We start from the raw sequence: 16,970 nt of genomic DNA on the forward strand, positions 1-16,970 counted from the left end.
TTATTTACCTTGTTTGGATTTCAGGTCAGCAATCGCAGATTTAATTGCATCTTCAGCCAGCACTGAACAGTGAATTTTCACTGGCGGCAGGGCCAACTCTTCCGCAATCGCAGAGTTCTTGATTTCCTGCGCCTGGTCCAGCGTTTTGCCTTTTAACCATTCGGTGACCAGCGAGCTTGAAGCGATCGCTGAACCACAACCGTAGGTCTTGAATTTGGCATCTTCAATCACGCCAGCTGTATTGACCTTGATTTGCAGTTTCATCACGTCACCGCAAGCAGGCGCACCCACCATACCGGTGCCGACTGTCGGGTCGTTTTTATCCATAGAACCTACGTTACGTGGATTTTCGTAGTGGTCCAGTACCTTATCGCTATATGCCATCTCATGCTCCTCTGATGCATTCACCCGCTCACGAACTCTGCGTTGGCGCGCCTCGCCGTACTTATCGTACTGTCTTCGGCTTGCCGCCTTGATTTCGTATCGCGTTTTAATGCATTTAAAATTAATCTAAAAAAATTGAATTTGATTGTCTGGCTAGGCGGAGGATTGCGCCGTTTAGTGTTTCTAAACAAGCAATCCGACAACCCCGCCAGGCGGTCAAAGATCAATTTTTTAATGTTCTGCCCATTCTACTTTGGACAGATCAATGCCATCCTTGAACATCTCCCACAATGGCGAGAGTTCTCGTAATTTGTCGATCTTGCTCTTCAACAGGTCAATTGTGTAATCGACATCTGCTTCAGTAGTGAAACGGCCAATGCTGAAACGGATAGAGCTATGTGCGAGCTCGTCTGAACGGCCTAAAGCACGCAACACGTAGCTTGGTTCCAGACTGGCAGATGTACATGCAGATCCAGAAGAAACTGCAATGCCTTTAATCGCCATGATCAATGACTCACCTTCAACAAAGTTGAAGCTGACGTTCAGGTTATGCGGCACACGATGGTCCAGATCACCATTGACATAAGTTTCTTCAATATCCAGCAGGCCGTGAAGTAAACGGTCACGCAACATGCGGATACGCTCGTTTTCGCTGGCCATTTCTTCACGCGCAATACGGAAAGCTTCGCCCATACCGGCAATCTGATGCGTCGCGAGCGTGCCTGAACGCATACCGCGCTCATGACCACCACCGTGCATTTGCGCTTCAATACGGATACGTGGTTTACGGCGCACATACAATGCACCAACCCCTTTAGGGCCGTAAGTTTTATGTGCAGAGAAGCTCATCAGGTCAACTGGCAGTTTTTCCAGGTCAATCACGACCTTACCAGTGGCTTGTGCGGCATCCACATGAAAAATCACATTATTGGCACGGCAAATATTGCCCAGTGCTTCAATATCCTGGATCACGCCGATTTCATTATTCACCAGCATGATAGAAGCCAGCACGGTGTCTGGACGGATGGCAGCCTTGAATGTCTCGATATTGATCAGGCCATCGGCTTCCGGCTGCAGATAAGTCGCTTCGTAACCTTCGCGCTCCAGTTCACGGAATGTATCCAGGACTGCTTTATGTTCAGTCGCTGCCGTGATGATGTGCTTGCCTTTACCTTCGGCATAAAAGTGCGCAGCCCCTTTGATCGCGAGGTTGTTAGACTCGGTCGCGCCTGATGTCCACACGATTTCACGTGGATCGGCATTGACCAGTTTGGCAACTTCTTCGCGTGCATTTTCAACCGCTTTTTCGGCTGTCCAACCGTATGGATGGCTGCGTGAAGCAGGGTTGCCATAATCTTCGGTCAAAAAAGGGATCATTTTTTGCGCAACACGTGGGTCAACCGGTGTAGTCGCAGAGTAATCCAGGTAAATCGGCTTTCTTTCAGACATGTTCATACTCTTTCAATAAAAACTTATGCCGCAACGGCATTTAATCCTTTTAAGCGTTTCACTTCTTGTTGCAACGCTTTTAAAAAACCCTGTACTTCAGCTTCACTATTGCTTTCACCTAAACTGACGCGGACTGCACTGCGGGCGAGGTCAGGTTCAATGCCCATTGCCAATAAAACATGGCTAGGTTCTGTGCTGTCACTTGAACACGCTGAACCGCTTGCTACCGCGTATCCTGCTTTATCCAGTGCCGTTACCAATGTTTCCCCTTCAATATTGGGGATAGCAAAAAAACTGGTATTTGGCAGGCGCTCTGCCTGTTGGCCAAAAATAACTGCATTCAAATTCTGCAAACCAGTTTCAAGCTGGTCACGACACTTAGTTTGGGCCATACTGCGCATTTTCAATGTTGCCACAGCCAGCTTGCATGCTTTGGCAAATCCCACGATGCCAGCGACATTCTCAGTACCGCTGCGCAAACCACGTTCCTGTCCGCCACCATGCAGCAAAGGAGCGATATCTACACGCTTATCCAATATCAACGCACCTACACCGACCGGGCCACCAATTTTATGACTGGAAATCGTCATCGCATTCACACCCAGTGCACCGAAATCGACTTCCAGCTTGCCAAATGCCTGTACTGCATCAGTATGTAGCAAAGCACCTTTAGCTTTGGTTAATGCAGCCAGCTCAGCAATGGGCTGGATGGCGCCAGTTTCGTTATTCGCCAGCATGGCTGAAACCAGGCCGGTATGTGTGTTCAGTTTTTGTTCGGCATCCGCCAGATCAATCACGCCTTGTGTATTGACCTTCAGGGTTTGCACTTTCCATTCGTGCCAAGCAAGCGATTGTGCGGGACGCGATACACAAGGATGCTCAATCGCACTTACTAAAATTTGGGTAGGCGTCAAATTCGTAGTGATGCCTTTGACCGCAAAATTATTGGCTTCAGTGCCGCCAGAGGTAAATACCACCTGCGAGGCTTGCACACCTACACATTCAGCAATTTCTTTCCGTGCAGCTTCAACGGCGTCTCGTACATTACGGCCGTAAATATGACGGCTGGTCGCATTGCCGGCTGTTTGTGATAACCACGGCAACATGGCTTGTAAAACCTCAGGCTTTAAAGCGGTAGTGCTGTTATGGTCGAAATAAACCGTATTCATGCGCTTTAAAAAAATCTTAAGCTGCAAGCGTGGCGTCAGAACCACATTTACGTGGTGAAAAATGCACTGTGCCAGCGCCTTTTTTCTTTTGCATATCCACCATGTCGGCCAAACTCACACCAGACAGATAATCCAGTATTTTGCCATTGAGTGAAGCCCACAATTCATGCGTCATGCAACGGCCTTCATCGTGACAGTCTTCATTGCCACCACATTGGGTCGCATCAATCTGTTCATCTACAGCCGTGATAATGTCAGATACTGAAATTTCTGAATGGGCTTTAGCGATTCGATAACCGCCACCTGGTCCACGCACACTGGATACCAGGCCCTGTTTGCGCAGGCGGCTAAATAGTTGTTCCAGATATGAAAGAGAGATACTTTGACGCTCGCTGATGCCAGCCAAAGTAATTGGCTTATCAGCCTCGTAGAGGGCAATGTCCAGCATTGCTGTCACTGCAAAACGTCCTTTAGTGGTTAATCGCATCTATGAAACACCTTTAAAACAGACTCAAATTTTATAATAACCTACTAATTTAGTCAATTATTATGGTAAAAAGTTTCTGTATAAAAATGGCTTAAACCCGCATGAATGCTGGTATTGGGAATGGTTCTTATTCAGGCTTGCTATTCAGGCTTTTTGGCAAAAGCGTCACCAACATCTGATTCAGTTTCGGCGTCGCTCAGTTTGGCTAACTTGGCTTTGAGTTCAGCAATATCCAATTCCTGCTTGTGCGCATGATCCAGTAATCCGTTGATGGCTTTGATCATGGGATCATTCTCATCGTTACCCACTGCATAAGCGCTGAAACCCATTTTTTGTGCTGCGCTTTGCCGCTGTTTGGTTTTTTCTTCTTCCAGAATACGCGCAGGGATACCGACCGCTGTTGCACCTTCAGGTACATCTTTAACGACCACGGCATTAGAGCCGATTTTGGCATTTTTACTGATCGTAATCGGGCCTAGTACTTTGGCGCCAGCACCTATCACAACGCCAGATTCCAGCGTGGGGTGACGTTTACCTTTATTCCAGCTGGTGCCGCCCAGCGTTACACCGTGGTACAGGGTACAGTCATCGCCGATAATGGCGGTCTCGCCAATCACCACGCCCATGCCATGATCGATAAATACGCGATGGCCGATCACTGCACCCGGGTGGATTTCAATACCGGTGATCCAGCGACCAAAATGCGATAGCATACGGCCAAACCAGTACAAACGATGTGTCCACAGCCAGTGGCTAACACGGTGGATAATCAGCGCGTGAACGCCAGGATAAGTCGTCAGGATTTCAAAGTGCGTGCGCGCCGCAGGGTCGCGGTCAAACACGATAGAGATATCTTCTTTGAGGTGATCAAACATGCGCGCATTATGCCACAAGTTAAGAGGGTGTCAGAAAATCACGATCTCAAAGACTGGCTAAAGATATTGGTAGGTGTCTGGTAAGGAGTTAGCGCGCAAAGCTACAATGATGCTTTCATTTCATCTTTAAATATATGTCGGACCCTTGCCAGTCGTGTGGCGCATGTTGTGCCAGTTTCAGAGTGTCGTTCTATTGGGCTGAAAGCGATGTTCATCCACAAGGCACCGTGCCGGCACACCTGACACAGAAAGTGAACGATCATTATGTTTGCATGCAAGGCACCGGGCAGTTTCCCGTGCGGTGCGTGGCTTTGCAAGGGGAGTTGGGACGGTCAGTAGGTTGCAGCATTTACCCATTACGCTCAAGTACATGTCGCGAATTCGAGGCCGGCTCCGAGAGTTGCAACCAGGCGCGCCAGTCCATCGGGCTGGCTACAATGTAGGTCTGTTGATATAAGGAAACTGGGAGTTAGGGGTTAAGGCTAATGCGGCCTAGTACTTGCTGTGTTTCTTAGGGTTCACACTCAGGGTTAGAATCCCGCGCAATAAATTCACTTCCTCTTTCTCCAGCCGGGTACGGCCATACAATCGACGCAGACGTTCGAACAGTTTCTTGGGCGCCCGCGGATTGATATAACCAATATGCTCCAGCACTTCACGCATATGTTCGTAAAAACGCTCCAGATCATCTTGTGAGGCGAGTTCAACCGGTTTTTCCTGGTAATGTAATTCTCCAGTCGTCATCGCCATGCGGATTTCATAGCACATGATCTGCACCGCTTGTGCCAGGTTGAGTGAAGTATATTCCGGGTTGGCGGGAATGGTCGCCAGCACATGGCAGAGATCAGCTTCAGCGTTAGTCAGGCCGCTCATTTCGGTGCCGAATACCAGCGCAACCTGGCTGTGTTCGGCGGTGCTTTTTACTTCTTGCGCGGCTTCACGCACAGTCATCACTTGTTGTGACAAAGAGCGTTCTTTGCCGCTCACACCAATGACAAACTGGCAATCGGCCAAAGCTTCTTCCAATGTTTGTGTCACCACTGCATGATCAAGCACAACGGCCGCATTCACTGCCAGTGAAGTGGCTTCGGGATCTGGGAAGTACTTTGGCCTTACCAGGTAAAGACGATCCAGACCCATGGTTTTCATGGCGCGGGCAGTGGAGCCAATATTGCCGGGATGGCTGGTCTGGCAAAGGACTACGCGGATATTATTGAAGAGTGTTGTCATGTGAATCACTGATGGCGTTCACAAAATGACTGAGATAAAAGAGCATTTCATTTTGTGAACGCATGATAAAACGTTAAAATGCTATTTTATCAGTTGATCCTTCCAAACACAGCATGCATCCAACCTTAAATGTCGCCATTCGCGCCGCGCGTGAAGCCGGCAAAATCATTAACCGTGCCGCCCAGGATATTGGCGCTTTAAAAATTGAACAAAAGGATACCAACGACTTTGTCAGCGAAGTCGACCGCGGTGCTGAGCAAGCGATTATCTCCATTCTTAAAGAAGCTTATCCAAAACATGGTTTTTTTGGTGAAGAAAGCGGCAAAACAAATTCAGAAGCAGATAGCATCTGGATCATCGATCCACTGGACGGTACAACCAACTTTTTGCATGGTTTCCCGGCTTACTGTATCTCAATCGCCTTGCAGGAAAAAGGTGTGCTGACGCAGGCTGTCATTTATGACCCGGTGCGTAATGATTTGTTTACGGCTACAAGAGGCAGTGGTGCATTTTTGAATAACCGCCGTATCCGCGTGACACAGCGTGCCAAATTGCAAGAAGCCTTGCTTTCCACCGGTTTCCCGTTTAAAGATTTCAGCTATTTGGAAACCTATATCAATATTTTCCGCGACATGGCTAAGAAAACCTCGGGTTTGCGCCGTCCAGGCTCCGCTGCGCTTGATCTTGCCTATGTAGCGGCAGGCTATTCTGATGGATTTTTTGAAATCAACCTGTCACCTTGGGATATTGCTGCCGGGGCTTTGCTGGTACAGGAAGCAGGCGGGATAGTGGGTGATTTTGAAGGTAATGAAAGCTGGTTGAGGACTGGAAACATTGTCGCGGCGAACCCAAAGGTGTTTGGGCAAATGTTGCAGGTGATTGCACCACATTTGACCGAGCGGATTAAGACTCCGACGCTGGCATAAAAATAAAGATTAAAGTAATTAATAAACCCGGGCAGTCTTGTCCGGGTTTATTTTTTTAGGGACTATTGATCACAAGTTAGAAGGTCATTCTTTTGGTATTTTTTGCCTACAGGCGAAACACAATCGAACTAAAAACCTTCAACGCCTCAAGTCTTGAAGAATGTTTTTTTACATGCTCTTATTTCCAAGCTGACCCAATAATCTTACGTCGAGAAATACCGCTTTTGTTGTAAGATACAAAGGCTTTTCTACTCATTATTTTTATAAGTCTTTCCTTCCGATGGCCTTCGAAAACCACACTCCCATGATGCGCCAATACCTGGCGCTAAAAGCACAGTATCCCGATATGCTGCTGTTTTACCGTATGGGCGATTTTTACGAACTGTTTTTTGAAGATGCCGAAAAAGCATCCCGATTATTAGGGATTACACTTACCCGTCGTGGCGCCAGCAATGGCGAACCGATCAAAATGGCTGGCTTGCCATATCATGCGGCCGAACAATATCTGGCCAAGCTTGCAAAAATGGGCGAAGCTGTCGCCATCTGCGAACAGGTTGGTGATCCAGCCACTTCCAAAGGGCCGGTAGCGCGTGAGGTGACAAGGATTTTAACCCCCGGTACGCTGACCGATGCAGCTTTGCTGGATGAGACACGCGATAACACTTTGCTATGTATTGCCAAAGGTGATGGCGTACTGGGTTTGGCCCGGCTGAACCTGACTTCCGGCGAGTTTGTATTAAGCGAAATTGCACCCGGGCATTTGTCGCAAGAGTTGGAGCGGATTCATCCGGCCGAGTTGATTACCGGCGATGATCATATCTCAGACATCTTGCAACAGGCTCGATGCGCCAAGAAACGTCTGGCACCTTGGCAATTTGATCTGGAGTCAGCACAGCGTAGCTTGAGTCAGCAGTTTAATACCCATGACCTGGCAGGGTTTGGTTGTGCCGAAATGCCTGTCGCCGTGGCAGCTGCGGGTGCTTTGCTTGACTATGTCAAAAATACCCAGCGAACCGCTTTACCGCATATTTCCGGTTTGCGTGTAGAGCAGACAAACCACTATTTGCAACTGGATGCGGCCACTCGTCGTAATCTGGAAATTGATACCACTATCCGAGGTGAGACCAGCCCGACTCTGTATTCTTTACTGAATTCAACACGAACCGCGATGGGTGCACGTTTGTTACGGCATTGGTTGCATCATCCCTTACGTAATCAGTTGGAGATACAGCAACGCCATCTGGCGGTGGCTGAATTACTGGAGCAATCGCTGGAAAGTGGATTACAGCTTGCGCTGCACCCGATTGGTGATATTGAACGCATGACTGCCCGGGTAGCGCTTAGAAGTGCGCGCCCACGGGATTTGTCGGGTTTGCGGGATAGCCTGTTGCAACTGCCTTCACTGGTTCAAACACTGCCCCATATTCAGTCTGAGTTAATACAAAGTTTGCTATCAGAGTTGCAAGTCCCTTCAGAAGCTTTACGTTTGCTGGTCCAAACCATTCAGGCCGAACCTTCAGCGATTTTGCGTGAAGGTGGCGTGATTGCTTCGGGTTTCGATGCGGAACTGGATGAGTTGCGTGCGTTGCAGACTGACCACGGCGACTTTCTGTTGCAGTTTGAAGCGGCTGAAAAAGCGCGTACCGGTATTGCCAATCTTAAAGTCGAATATAACAGTGTGCATGGTTTTTACATTGAGATCAGCCGCTTGCAGGCTGAAAGTGCGCCAGCTGAATATCGTCGTCGCCAGACTCTGAAAAATGTAGAACGGTTTATCACGCCGGAACTAAAGACATTTGAAGATAAAGTATTGAGTGCCAACGAGCGTGCACTGGCTCGGGAAAAAATGCTGTATGAGCAGGTACTGGATGCACTGCTGCCACATATTACAACCTTGCAGCGTATTGCCACTGCGGTTGCGACTTTGGATGTGCTGGCCTGTTTTGCTGAGCGCGCGCGGGCGCTGAATTATGTACAACCCCAGTTCCGTGCCGAAATTGGCCTGGATATCCAGTACGGTCGCCATCCGGTAGTCGAGAGCATTGCCCAGCCTTATGTGGCAAATAATGTCGCATTGAATCCTTATCGCCAGTTGCTATTGATTACCGGCCCGAATATGGGTGGTAAATCCACTTTTATGCGGCAGACGGCATTGATTGTACTGCTCGCTTACTGCGGTAGTTTCGTGCCGGCGCAAAACGCCGTCATTGGTGAAATTGACCGTATATTCACACGCATAGGTGCTTCGGATGACCTGGCAGGTGGTCGCTCTACCTTTATGGTAGAAATGACTGAAACCGCCAATATCCTGAATAATGCCAGCGCCAATAGTCTGGTACTGCTGGATGAGATTGGCCGGGGTACAAGTACTTTTGACGGCTTAAGCCTGGCCTGGGCAGTCGCCAAGCAATTGCTTGAAAAAAATAAATCCCTCACCTTGTTTGCCACGCATTATTTTGAGCTGACGCGGATTATTGATGAGGCCAAGCATGCTGCCAATGTGCATCTGGATGCGGTCGAGCATGGCAAAGGCATTGTATTCCTGCACAAGGTGGAAGAGGGCGCTGCGACCATGAGTTACGGTATACAGGTAGCGCAATTGGCCGGGATTCCAAAATCGGTGGTGCAACTGGCAAAGCGTAAGCTCCTGCAACTGGAGAACCAGACTCTTGCCGCCACGCCACAAAATGACTTGTTTGCAATCGATGCCGAGCCGGAAGAACCACCTTTGCATCCTGTGGTCGCAGAATTAGAGCGCATTCAACCCGATGATTTAACACCCAAGCAGGCTTTAGAGCTGCTATACACTTTGAAAAAACAACTGTGAGGATTTATGACCATACAAAAGCCAGCCATTACGCAACAGCCTATCCATGAAGTGATTGCCAACCGCTGGAGCGGTCGCGCTTACGACGCCAATAAACCGGTGAGTAAGGAGCAGATCATTAGCTTGCTGGAAGCCGCGCGCTGGGCGCCTTCGTGCTTTGGTGATGAGCCATGGCGCTATGTGGTCTGTAACAAGGCCGATAATATGCAGGCCTGGCAGGCTGCATTTGATTGCCTGGTTCCTGGCAATCAGGGCTGGGCGGTGAATACGCCGGTATTGTTACTTATCTGCGCAGATACGGTATTCCGTAGCAATGGCAAGCCAAATAAATGGGCGCCTTACGACACTGGTGCCTCGACGGAAAATCTCTGCCTGCAAGCCACAGCACTAGGGTTAATGGCGCACCAGATGGGTGGCTTTGATGCCGATAAAGCGCGTACCACTTTCAAAGTGCCGGAACGTTTCCAGATATTGCCGATGGTCACTGTGGGTTACCAGGCTGCCGTTGAAGAATTGCCTGACGATGTGAAAGAGCGTGAATTAGCTGCGCGTAACCGCCAACCACTGGGTGAATTGTTTTTTGATGGTGTGTGGGATAACGCGATTGTTTAAAACCCAGCAGCCACTTAACGAATATAAAGCTGGTTTTTAAAAAATTAGAAAAATGCGGTTGGTGAAAGCCAGTCGCATTTTTATTTATAAAATTAAAGTGACCGTTATTAAGTGATTGCCCTGGGCAAATTCACCCATTCCTGCACGCTTGGACGCTGCCATTGGCGCTCTGCGTAATCCATTAAATGCTCGGGTACCGGGTCACCAGCCAATACAAGGCGGTTGATCATCACTGCGAGATCAGTATCTGCAATACTCCAGTCACCAAACAAATGTGTCTGGCCGGGCTGTAGCAGCTGGGCTGCAGCATGAAATAGTTTATTCGCCGCTGCTTGCGCCTGAGCAGACAAAGGTGGCGGCGAACGTGTCAGGAATACCACTTCGGTTGACCGTTCCTCACGGATGGGTAGCAGGTCACTTCTCAGCCAGGCTTGCAATTCCCTGGCTTTGGCTTTGGACTGAATATCCGACGGATAAAGTTGCACGCCGCTATATTGCTCATCAATATATTCACTAATTGCTGATGATTCAGACAAGTGGAAGTTTTGTTCGCTATCGACCAGGGTGGGCACACGCTGGGTGTTGGAGAAAGCAGCGAATTCCGGCAAAGCCTGCTCCTGTTTGCGCAAATCGACAAGCCGTAGTTCAAATTTCAAACCCTTTTCACGCAGCGCGATATAAGCGGACATGGCGTAAGGTGAAAGATAATTGGCATCGACGTAAAGAATCATCATCAGTCCCTTCTGTGCTATTTTTCTTAAGGGAGCAGGTGCTTATTAACCTGCTTTATTGCAACTACATGAACGCCGCGAGCTTAAGACCAATAATGCCCGCCACAATCAGTACCAGGCTGCCAATGCGTAACATGGTGACTGGCTCGCCAAACAATACCATTCCCAATATCACGGTGCCTATCGCACCCACGCCTACCCAGATGGCATAAGCAGTACCGACAGGCAAGGTTTTCATGGCAACGCCCAGCAAGCAGAGGCTGATGATCATGGCCAGCACTGTACCAACGGTCGGCCATAATTTACTAAAGCCTTCGGTATATTTCAATCCTATCGCCCAACCCACTTCAAATAGTCCCGCAATCACAAGAATAAACCAGGCCATATTTCGTTCCTCTCTTTTTTCAGGGTCGTCCCTGCAAAAATATTGGAGCGGTGGGGTCGTCCTCACTTCCTGCTGCATCCATGATACAACAGGTGAGCGCTTATTCAAGTGCAAGAGCGCCATGTGCGCATTTGCCATGTCGCATTGTCTATTCAGCGTAAAGCAATCATGTATACAGTTTGGCATGGGCAGTGGCTTCCTCTGCTACAATAACGCCACAAAAATTAATCTACAGGAACAGGAAATATCATGGCAGTGTTGACGCTGACTAAAGCGAATTTTAAAGAAACCATTGAAAATAACGAATTTGTCATTGTGGATTTTTGGGCGCCGTGGTGTGATCCATGTGTGGCATTTACGCCAACATTTGAGGCTGCTGCTGAAAAGAATCCGGATATCGTATTTGGCATGGTGAATACTGAGACTGACCCGGAAATTTCAGATTATTTTGATGTAAAACAGATCCCAGGATTGCTGGTCATTCGCGAGCGTGCTGGTATTCATGCCCAGGTTGGCGAAATTGGTGCGCCAGCCTTTGATGAAATCATTAAATGGGCACGTGATTTCGATATGACCGCCATACGCAAGCACTACGCAGAAGAAGACGCCAAGAAAAAATAATTGATAGTGATAAAAAGGCCATGCAATGCATGGCCTTTTTATTTTTAAACGACAGGCAACCTCGCCCTTGCAATGACATTACGTAATACAAAACTGGTATGCACACCGGTGACACCGATAATTTTGGTAATCTTATGCAGTAACAGATGCTGGTAATCATCCATATCTTTGACCACTACTTTTAGTAAGTAATCTGATTGCTGGCCTGTGATCAGCAGACATTCCAGCACTTCAGGCACATTGACGATGCTTGCTTCAAAATTGGCAAACCGTTCCGGGGTGTGTTGGTCCATGGAAATACCGATTAATGCCATCAGGCTCAACCCAAGTTTTTTTGCGTCCACCAGTGCCTGGTAGCCGGTAATCAGGCCATTTTGCTCCAGCGCTTTTACCCTGCGCAAACATGGCGCAGGCGAGAGACCTATACGCTCGGCGAGCTCCTGATTACTGATATGTCCATCAGTTTGCAGAATGTCGAGAATGGCTTTGTCAAACTTGTCCAGTTTCATATATTTTTAACTATTCATTTAAAATTGAAATAATATTACATTTAATTTTTATTAATTGAAATTTAATTTCATAATTTAATTTTAAAGCACACATTTCGCAATAATATTTTTTATAAAAGCTCTATTATGTGTGGTATCGAATCAATGTTTACGGAGCATGACATGCACGCACAACCATCACAAAAATATCAGCCGTTTCCACCGGTCAATCTTAAAGACCGTCAATGGCCGAACGCAGTGATTAGCCAGCCTCCTGTTTGGCTGAGTACCGATCTGCGTGACGGGAACCAATCGTTGTTTGAACCGATGGATGCCGACAAGAAGATGCGCATGTTTAAAATACTGTGCCAGATTGGTTTTAAAGAGATTGAAGTGGCGTTTCCTTCAGCCTCGCAAACCGATTTTAATTTTGTCCGCACACTGATTGAGCAGGATCATATTCCTGCTGATGTGACGATAGAAGTACTGACACAAGCGCGTGAGCACCTGATCCGTCGCACGATGGAATCAGTGCGCGGTGCGCGGCGTGTGATCGTGCATATTTATAATGCGACCTCACCGACCTTCCGCGAAGTGGTGTTCAATATGAGCAGAGAGGAAGTCAAAGCAATGGCAGTCGACTCGGTCAGGCTGGTGAAAGCGCTGGCTGCAGAAATGCCGGAAACGGAAGTCATCATGCAATATAGCCCTGAAACTTTTACTGCTACCGAGCTTGAGTTTGCCAAAGAGGTTTGTGATGCGGTGACCGAAGCCTGGGACGCAACGCCGCAACGTAAAGTAATTATTAATTGCCCGGCGACCGTGGAAGTGGCTACCCCCAATATTTATGCTGACCAGATTGAATGGATGCATCGTCATCTGGCGCGACGTGACAGCGTGATTCTGAGCCTGCATCCGCATAATGATCGCGGCACTGCGGTGGCGGCGACTGAGCTGGGTATGATGGCTGGGGCTGACCGTGTTGAAGGCTGCCTGTTTGGGCATGGTGAGCGTACCGGTAATGTGGATCTGGTCACGGTGGCGCTGAATATGTATACCCAGGGCGTACATCCAGGGCTGGATTTTTCTGATATGAATGCAGTGGGGCGTACGGTAGAGGAGTGCACCCAGATTGATATCCATCCGCGCCATCCTTATGCCGGTGACTTGGTGTTTACCGCGTTTTCCGGTTCACATCAGGATGCGATTAAGAAAGGCTTCGCCAGCCAGCAGGAAGATGCGCGCTGGAATGTGCCTTATCTTCCGATCGACCCTAAAGATCTGGGACGCAGCTACGACTCGATTATTCGCGTCAATAGCCAGTCCGGTAAAGGTGGCGTCGCTTACCTGATGGAAAGCCAGTATGGCGTGGTGATGCCGCGTCGCCTGCAAGTGGAGTTTTCCGGTGTGGTGCAGCAATTCACTGACGCGCATGGCAGCGAGGTGACAGCGAAAGATATCTGGCAGCTTTTTAACCGCACTTATATCGAGCCAGCGGCACCGTTTAGCTTTAAGGATTACCAGCTGCAATCGGAAGAGGGTGGCCAGGCCATCCGTATGACGGTTGAGGTGGATGGCGTTGCCACTATCCTGAGCGGGCACGGTAATGGCCCGGTGGATGCGGCGATTCATGCATTGCAAGGGATAGGTGTGTTTGCTCAGGTGCGTAGTTTTGAGGAGCGCTCGATTGGCGCCAGTGCATCAGCGGGTGAGGCTTCAGCGTGCGCATTTGTAGAAGTCGTATGCGCGGGTAAGGTCTGTTACGGTGTGGGGATCAACCCAGATATTGTGACCGCTTCAATCGAGGCGATTATTAGTGGTATCAACCGCAGCGGGTTTGTTTTAACCGCAATAGCAAAAACTGCTTGATTATGCTGGCCGGTATTTTAAAGGTATTGGCGCAGCTTACCAGTGTCCGGTAGTCAGCAACCGGTAGGTAAAATATACGCCTACCAGCATCATGATATACACGGGAAGGTTGCTGGCATTCCGTCGTTGCTGGTTGCTGATATGGCTGTTGTAGCGGTGGAAAACAATCACGACCACCACTGCCAGGATGGTCAAAGCCGCATTCATCGGTGAAGCGGTGATCCAGTACCACCAGTCGAATGGCGTGGTTTTGGAGCCAAACATATGCACCGCAATGCCAATGAGTCCGCAAATAATCAGGGCAACCGTTACTAAAGCCTGCAAGGTTTGCCAGCCGCTATCCGGACGGATGTCACGATTCTTGTCGAATTGTTTAGGATCCATACAGCTTTCCTTTCTCAAACATCATGCACATGGTGCGATTTGACTGCTTGATACATCCTCGGCGAAGGCGTGCTATGTTTAGCTAGCTATTACTGTTATTTGCTGCTGCATTGCCAGGCAAGTAGCTGACTGGATCAACCGGCTTACCTTTTTGCCTGATCTCAAAATGCAACATAGGCGGTTTGCTGTTAGCCGCCGCTGGCAATATTGCCAGTTTTTCACCCTGCGACACGAAAGAACCTTCTTTCACCAAAGAGTTTCCCTGATGTGCATACACAGACAGCAGGTTGCTGTTGTGCTTGATGATAATCAGCTTGCCATAACCGCGCACATCCATGCCGCTATAAATTACTTTGCCAGCGCCAGCCGCATTCACTGTTTGCCCTGCATTGCCCGTGATATTTAATCCCTTGTTCAACTGCGGGTCGAATCCGGCACTGACTTTACCAGCCAGTGGCCATTGCCATTGAATATCATTGTCGGCAACCGCGTCAATATCTTGCCCGTCTGCAGGTGCTTTCGCGCCGTCTGCGGCAGCGGCTGCGTTAGCCGCACCGCCACTGGCGGCATCACCGGCAGGCGCCAGTTCAGGGCGGGTAATGGCAGAAGTCACCACTTCTGCATCGTCCGTAGAGGCTGTGTCATTGGCTTTATTATTGGTTGAACCAGTAGAAGCTTTTATGTTTAAAACTTGGCCGACGTGAATTTCATAAGGCGTTTGTAACTGATTGATTTCAGCAAGTTTCAGGTGAGGGATGCCGAACTTTCTGCCGATGTTGTACAGATTGTCACCTTTTTGCACCATGTACTGGTTAGGGCCAACGGATACCGGGGCTGCAGGTTTGTTATCCGGTGTTTTAGTGGTGCTGCTAACGGGTGCGCGCGGCATGGGGGAGTTTAGCGCACACGCTGCCAATGTTGCAGCAGTCAATCCGGTAATGAGAAGCGAGCGTAATCTCATGATAATGCAGTTCCCCCTAATAATGGCACAAACTTGACCGGTTCCAGGGCGGTTTTCTGCACGCCTTGCGCGGTCCTTTCAATCAGATGCAATACTTGTTCAGCAGTGCCCACCGGAATCACCATACGGCCACCGACGGCCAGTTGATCTACCAATTCCTGTGGCACATGGCTGGAAGCAGCGGTGACCATGATGGCATCAAACGGACCGTAGTCTTTCAGGCCGATACTGCCATCCGCGTGATCCAGTTTGACATTGGTGCACTTTAACGCCCGCAAATGCGTCCTGGCTTTCATTACCAGCGGGCGGATACGTTCGAGTGAGAACACTTCATTGCTGACGCGTGATAATACAGCGGTCTGGTAGCCACAACCGGTGCCGATTTCGAGCACTTTGTTCAGCTGTTTACCGTTACGCAGAATCTGCGTCATTTTCGCCACAATATACGGCTGTGAAATGGTCTGGCCATAACCGATCGGTAAAGACACATCTTCATAAGCACGAATGGATAAAGCTTCATCAACAAAAATGTGGCGGGGAATCTCTGCCATCACGTTAATCACCACTTCATCCTGTATGCCTTGCTCGCGCAAGCGCGTCAACATGCGCTCACGTGTGCGGGAGGAGGTCATGCCAATGCCGGTTTTACTGGTGTTTCTTGGAATCGCCATCTTGCTTAATTCGTGTTCTGCAACCATTGTTGCAAGTGTTTGATTTGTGAATGCTTGGTCAGGTCTACCTGAATCGGCGAAATCGATACATATCCCTGGGATACAGCATAAAAATCAGTGCCTTCGCCACCATCATTGGGTTGACCGGCCGCACCTACCCAATAAACAGTTTCGCCACGCGGGGTTTTCAGTTGAATCACTGGCTCGGCTTTGTGACGCTTGCCTAAACGGGTCACCTGGCGGCCTTTGATTTCGCTAAAGGGGATATCCGGTACATTGACGTTCAACAAGGTCGGTTCGAGGATTTCGCTATGATTGAATTGCTTGACCAGGTCTACGATCACGCGCGCTGCCGTCTCAAAATGTGCAGGTTGGTGTTGTGACATAGAAACTGCAATAGACGGAATGCCTAATAAATAACCTTCTGTGGCAGCAGCGACTGTGCCTGAATAAATGGTGTCATCACCCATATTGGCGCCGTCATTAATGCCGCTGATGACCATATCCGGCATTTCTTGCATCAATCCGGTCAGCGCAATGTGCACACAGTCAGTCGGGGTGCCGTTCACATAAAAAAAGCCATTAGCGGCCTGTTTTACGCTTAACGGTCTATCCAGCGTGAGGGAATTGCTGGCGCCACTGCGATTGCGTTCCGGTGCGACTACGGTGATATCGGCCACTTTACTCAGGTGTTGCGCCAGTGCAGCCAGGCCTGGGGCCAGGTAGCCATCGTCGTTGGATAACAGAATTTTCATGCCGGATATTATATAAGGTTTACTGACCTTGTTTATGCCATATCCTGAAAGAATTTAGCATGAGAATAGTAATTTTTTCCTGCTAATGGCTGCAATACATACAGTGCATTCCGCCAGTATTTTTAATCTTAATCGCTGAGAGTGGT

19 protein-coding genes are annotated in these 16,970 nt (G+C 48.9%); 6 read left to right on the forward strand and 13 right to left on the reverse strand.

What is annotated here, in order from left to right; all coding sequences use genetic code 11:
- From iscU to cysE, 5 genes are all read right to left on the reverse strand, one after another.
- Complete coding sequence (gene iscU, locus LPA26_RS01695) at positions 1 to 384, reverse strand: Fe-S cluster assembly scaffold IscU (RefSeq protein ID WP_055829291.1); 384 nt, start codon at positions 382 to 384, stop codon at positions 1 to 3.
- Positions 385 to 615: 231 nt separating this feature from the next.
- Entirely contained in the window at positions 616 to 1,833 is a 1,218-nt protein-coding gene (locus LPA26_RS01700) for an IscS subfamily cysteine desulfurase (RefSeq protein ID WP_229007093.1), read from the reverse strand.
- Between the two features lie 23 nt (positions 1,834 to 1,856).
- Positions 1,857 to 3,002 (reverse strand): cysteine desulfurase family protein, encoded by a 1,146-nt coding sequence (locus tag LPA26_RS01705; RefSeq protein ID WP_229007094.1) that lies wholly within the window; start codon positions 3,000 to 3,002, stop codon positions 1,857 to 1,859.
- A 16-nt stretch (positions 3,003 to 3,018) separates the two neighbouring features.
- Positions 3,019 to 3,489: an Rrf2 family transcriptional regulator gene (locus tag LPA26_RS01710; RefSeq protein WP_055829282.1), complete on the reverse strand. Its 471-nt coding sequence runs from the start codon at positions 3,487 to 3,489 to the stop codon at positions 3,019 to 3,021.
- A gap of 140 nt (positions 3,490 to 3,629) precedes the next feature.
- Positions 3,630 to 4,364 carry a serine O-acetyltransferase gene (gene cysE / locus LPA26_RS01715; protein WP_055829279.1) on the reverse strand — a complete coding sequence of 245 codons (735 nt, stop codon included), beginning with the start codon at positions 4,362 to 4,364 and terminating at the stop codon, positions 3,630 to 3,632.
- Positions 4,365 to 4,498: 134 nt separating this feature from the next.
- Here cysE and LPA26_RS01720 point away from each other — a divergent pair, with 134 nt between their 5' ends.
- Positions 4,499 to 4,807 (forward strand): YkgJ family cysteine cluster protein, encoded by a 309-nt coding sequence (locus tag LPA26_RS01720; RefSeq protein WP_255658858.1) that lies wholly within the window; start codon positions 4,499 to 4,501, stop codon positions 4,805 to 4,807.
- Between the two features lie 49 nt (positions 4,808 to 4,856).
- On the opposite strand, the gene LPA26_RS01725 is transcribed toward LPA26_RS01720, so the two are convergent.
- On the reverse strand, positions 4,857 to 5,594 hold the full coding sequence (locus LPA26_RS01725; RefSeq protein ID WP_229007096.1) for an RNA methyltransferase: 738 nt from the start codon (positions 5,592 to 5,594) through the stop codon (positions 4,857 to 4,859).
- A 113-nt stretch (positions 5,595 to 5,707) separates the two neighbouring features.
- On the opposite strand from LPA26_RS01725, the gene LPA26_RS01730 reads away from it, so the two are divergent.
- The 3 genes from LPA26_RS01730 (at position 5,708) to LPA26_RS01740 (ending at position 9,959) form a co-directional block, all read left to right on the forward strand.
- Complete coding sequence (locus tag LPA26_RS01730; RefSeq protein ID WP_055829274.1) at positions 5,708 to 6,520, forward strand: inositol monophosphatase family protein; 813 nt, start codon at positions 5,708 to 5,710, stop codon at positions 6,518 to 6,520.
- Between the two features lie 304 nt (positions 6,521 to 6,824).
- A complete protein-coding gene (mutS, locus tag LPA26_RS01735) occupies positions 6,825 to 9,347 on the forward strand; it encodes a DNA mismatch repair protein MutS (protein WP_229007097.1) in 2,523 nt (840 codons plus the stop codon).
- Positions 9,348 to 9,359: 12 nt separating this feature from the next.
- On the forward strand, positions 9,360 to 9,959 hold the full coding sequence (locus LPA26_RS01740) for a nitroreductase family protein (protein ID WP_229008310.1): 600 nt from the start codon (positions 9,360 to 9,362) through the stop codon (positions 9,957 to 9,959).
- A gap of 107 nt (positions 9,960 to 10,066) precedes the next feature.
- On the opposite strand, the gene yfcF is transcribed toward LPA26_RS01740, so the two are convergent.
- Both yfcF and sugE read right to left on the reverse strand, forming a co-directional pair.
- Complete coding sequence (yfcF, locus tag LPA26_RS01745) at positions 10,067 to 10,693, reverse strand: glutathione transferase (RefSeq protein WP_229007098.1); 627 nt, start codon at positions 10,691 to 10,693, stop codon at positions 10,067 to 10,069.
- 61 nt (positions 10,694 to 10,754) lie between these two features.
- Positions 10,755 to 11,075, reverse strand: a complete 321-nt coding sequence (gene sugE / locus LPA26_RS01750; RefSeq protein WP_229007099.1) for a quaternary ammonium compound efflux SMR transporter SugE — start codon at positions 11,073 to 11,075, stop codon at positions 10,755 to 10,757.
- A 249-nt stretch (positions 11,076 to 11,324) separates the two neighbouring features.
- Between sugE and LPA26_RS01755 the strand changes: the two genes are divergently transcribed.
- Positions 11,325 to 11,696, forward strand: coding sequence for a co-chaperone YbbN (locus tag LPA26_RS01755; RefSeq protein WP_055829263.1), 372 nt, complete (start codon positions 11,325 to 11,327; stop codon positions 11,694 to 11,696).
- A gap of 44 nt (positions 11,697 to 11,740) precedes the next feature.
- Here LPA26_RS01755 and LPA26_RS01760 read toward each other — a convergent pair whose 3' ends face one another.
- Positions 11,741 to 12,205 (reverse strand): Lrp/AsnC family transcriptional regulator, encoded by a 465-nt coding sequence (locus tag LPA26_RS01760; RefSeq protein WP_229007100.1) that lies wholly within the window; start codon positions 12,203 to 12,205, stop codon positions 11,741 to 11,743.
- A gap of 162 nt (positions 12,206 to 12,367) precedes the next feature.
- Between LPA26_RS01760 and leuA the strand changes: the two genes are divergently transcribed.
- On the forward strand, positions 12,368 to 14,053 hold the full coding sequence (leuA, locus tag LPA26_RS01765) for a 2-isopropylmalate synthase (RefSeq protein ID WP_229007101.1): 1,686 nt from the start codon (positions 12,368 to 12,370) through the stop codon (positions 14,051 to 14,053).
- A 36-nt stretch (positions 14,054 to 14,089) separates the two neighbouring features.
- Here leuA and LPA26_RS01770 read toward each other — a convergent pair whose 3' ends face one another.
- The 4 genes from LPA26_RS01770 to surE all read right to left on the reverse strand — a co-directional run bounded on the left by LPA26_RS01770 (position 14,090) and on the right by surE (position 16,824).
- Positions 14,090 to 14,437 carry a hypothetical protein gene (locus tag LPA26_RS01770; RefSeq protein WP_229007102.1) on the reverse strand — a complete coding sequence of 116 codons (348 nt, stop codon included), beginning with the start codon at positions 14,435 to 14,437 and terminating at the stop codon, positions 14,090 to 14,092.
- 82 nt (positions 14,438 to 14,519) lie between these two features.
- Positions 14,520 to 15,398, reverse strand: a complete 879-nt coding sequence (locus LPA26_RS01775) for a M23 family metallopeptidase (protein WP_229007103.1) — start codon at positions 15,396 to 15,398, stop codon at positions 14,520 to 14,522.
- Positions 15,395 to 16,069 carry a protein-L-isoaspartate(D-aspartate) O-methyltransferase gene (locus tag LPA26_RS01780; RefSeq protein ID WP_229008311.1) on the reverse strand — a complete coding sequence of 225 codons (675 nt, stop codon included), beginning with the start codon at positions 16,067 to 16,069 and terminating at the stop codon, positions 15,395 to 15,397. Before LPA26_RS01780 ends, LPA26_RS01775 begins: the two co-directional genes overlap by 4 nt.
- Before the next feature lie 5 nt (positions 16,070 to 16,074).
- Positions 16,075 to 16,824, reverse strand: a complete 750-nt coding sequence (gene surE / locus LPA26_RS01785; RefSeq protein WP_055829249.1) for a 5'/3'-nucleotidase SurE — start codon at positions 16,822 to 16,824, stop codon at positions 16,075 to 16,077.
- Between the last annotated feature and the right edge of the window lie 146 nt (positions 16,825 to 16,970).

Origin of the sequence: Methylophilus sp. Leaf408 (assembly GCF_916856905.1) — a bacterium.
In the GTDB taxonomy this organism is placed as follows: Bacteria; Pseudomonadota; Gammaproteobacteria; order Burkholderiales; family Methylophilaceae; genus Methylophilus.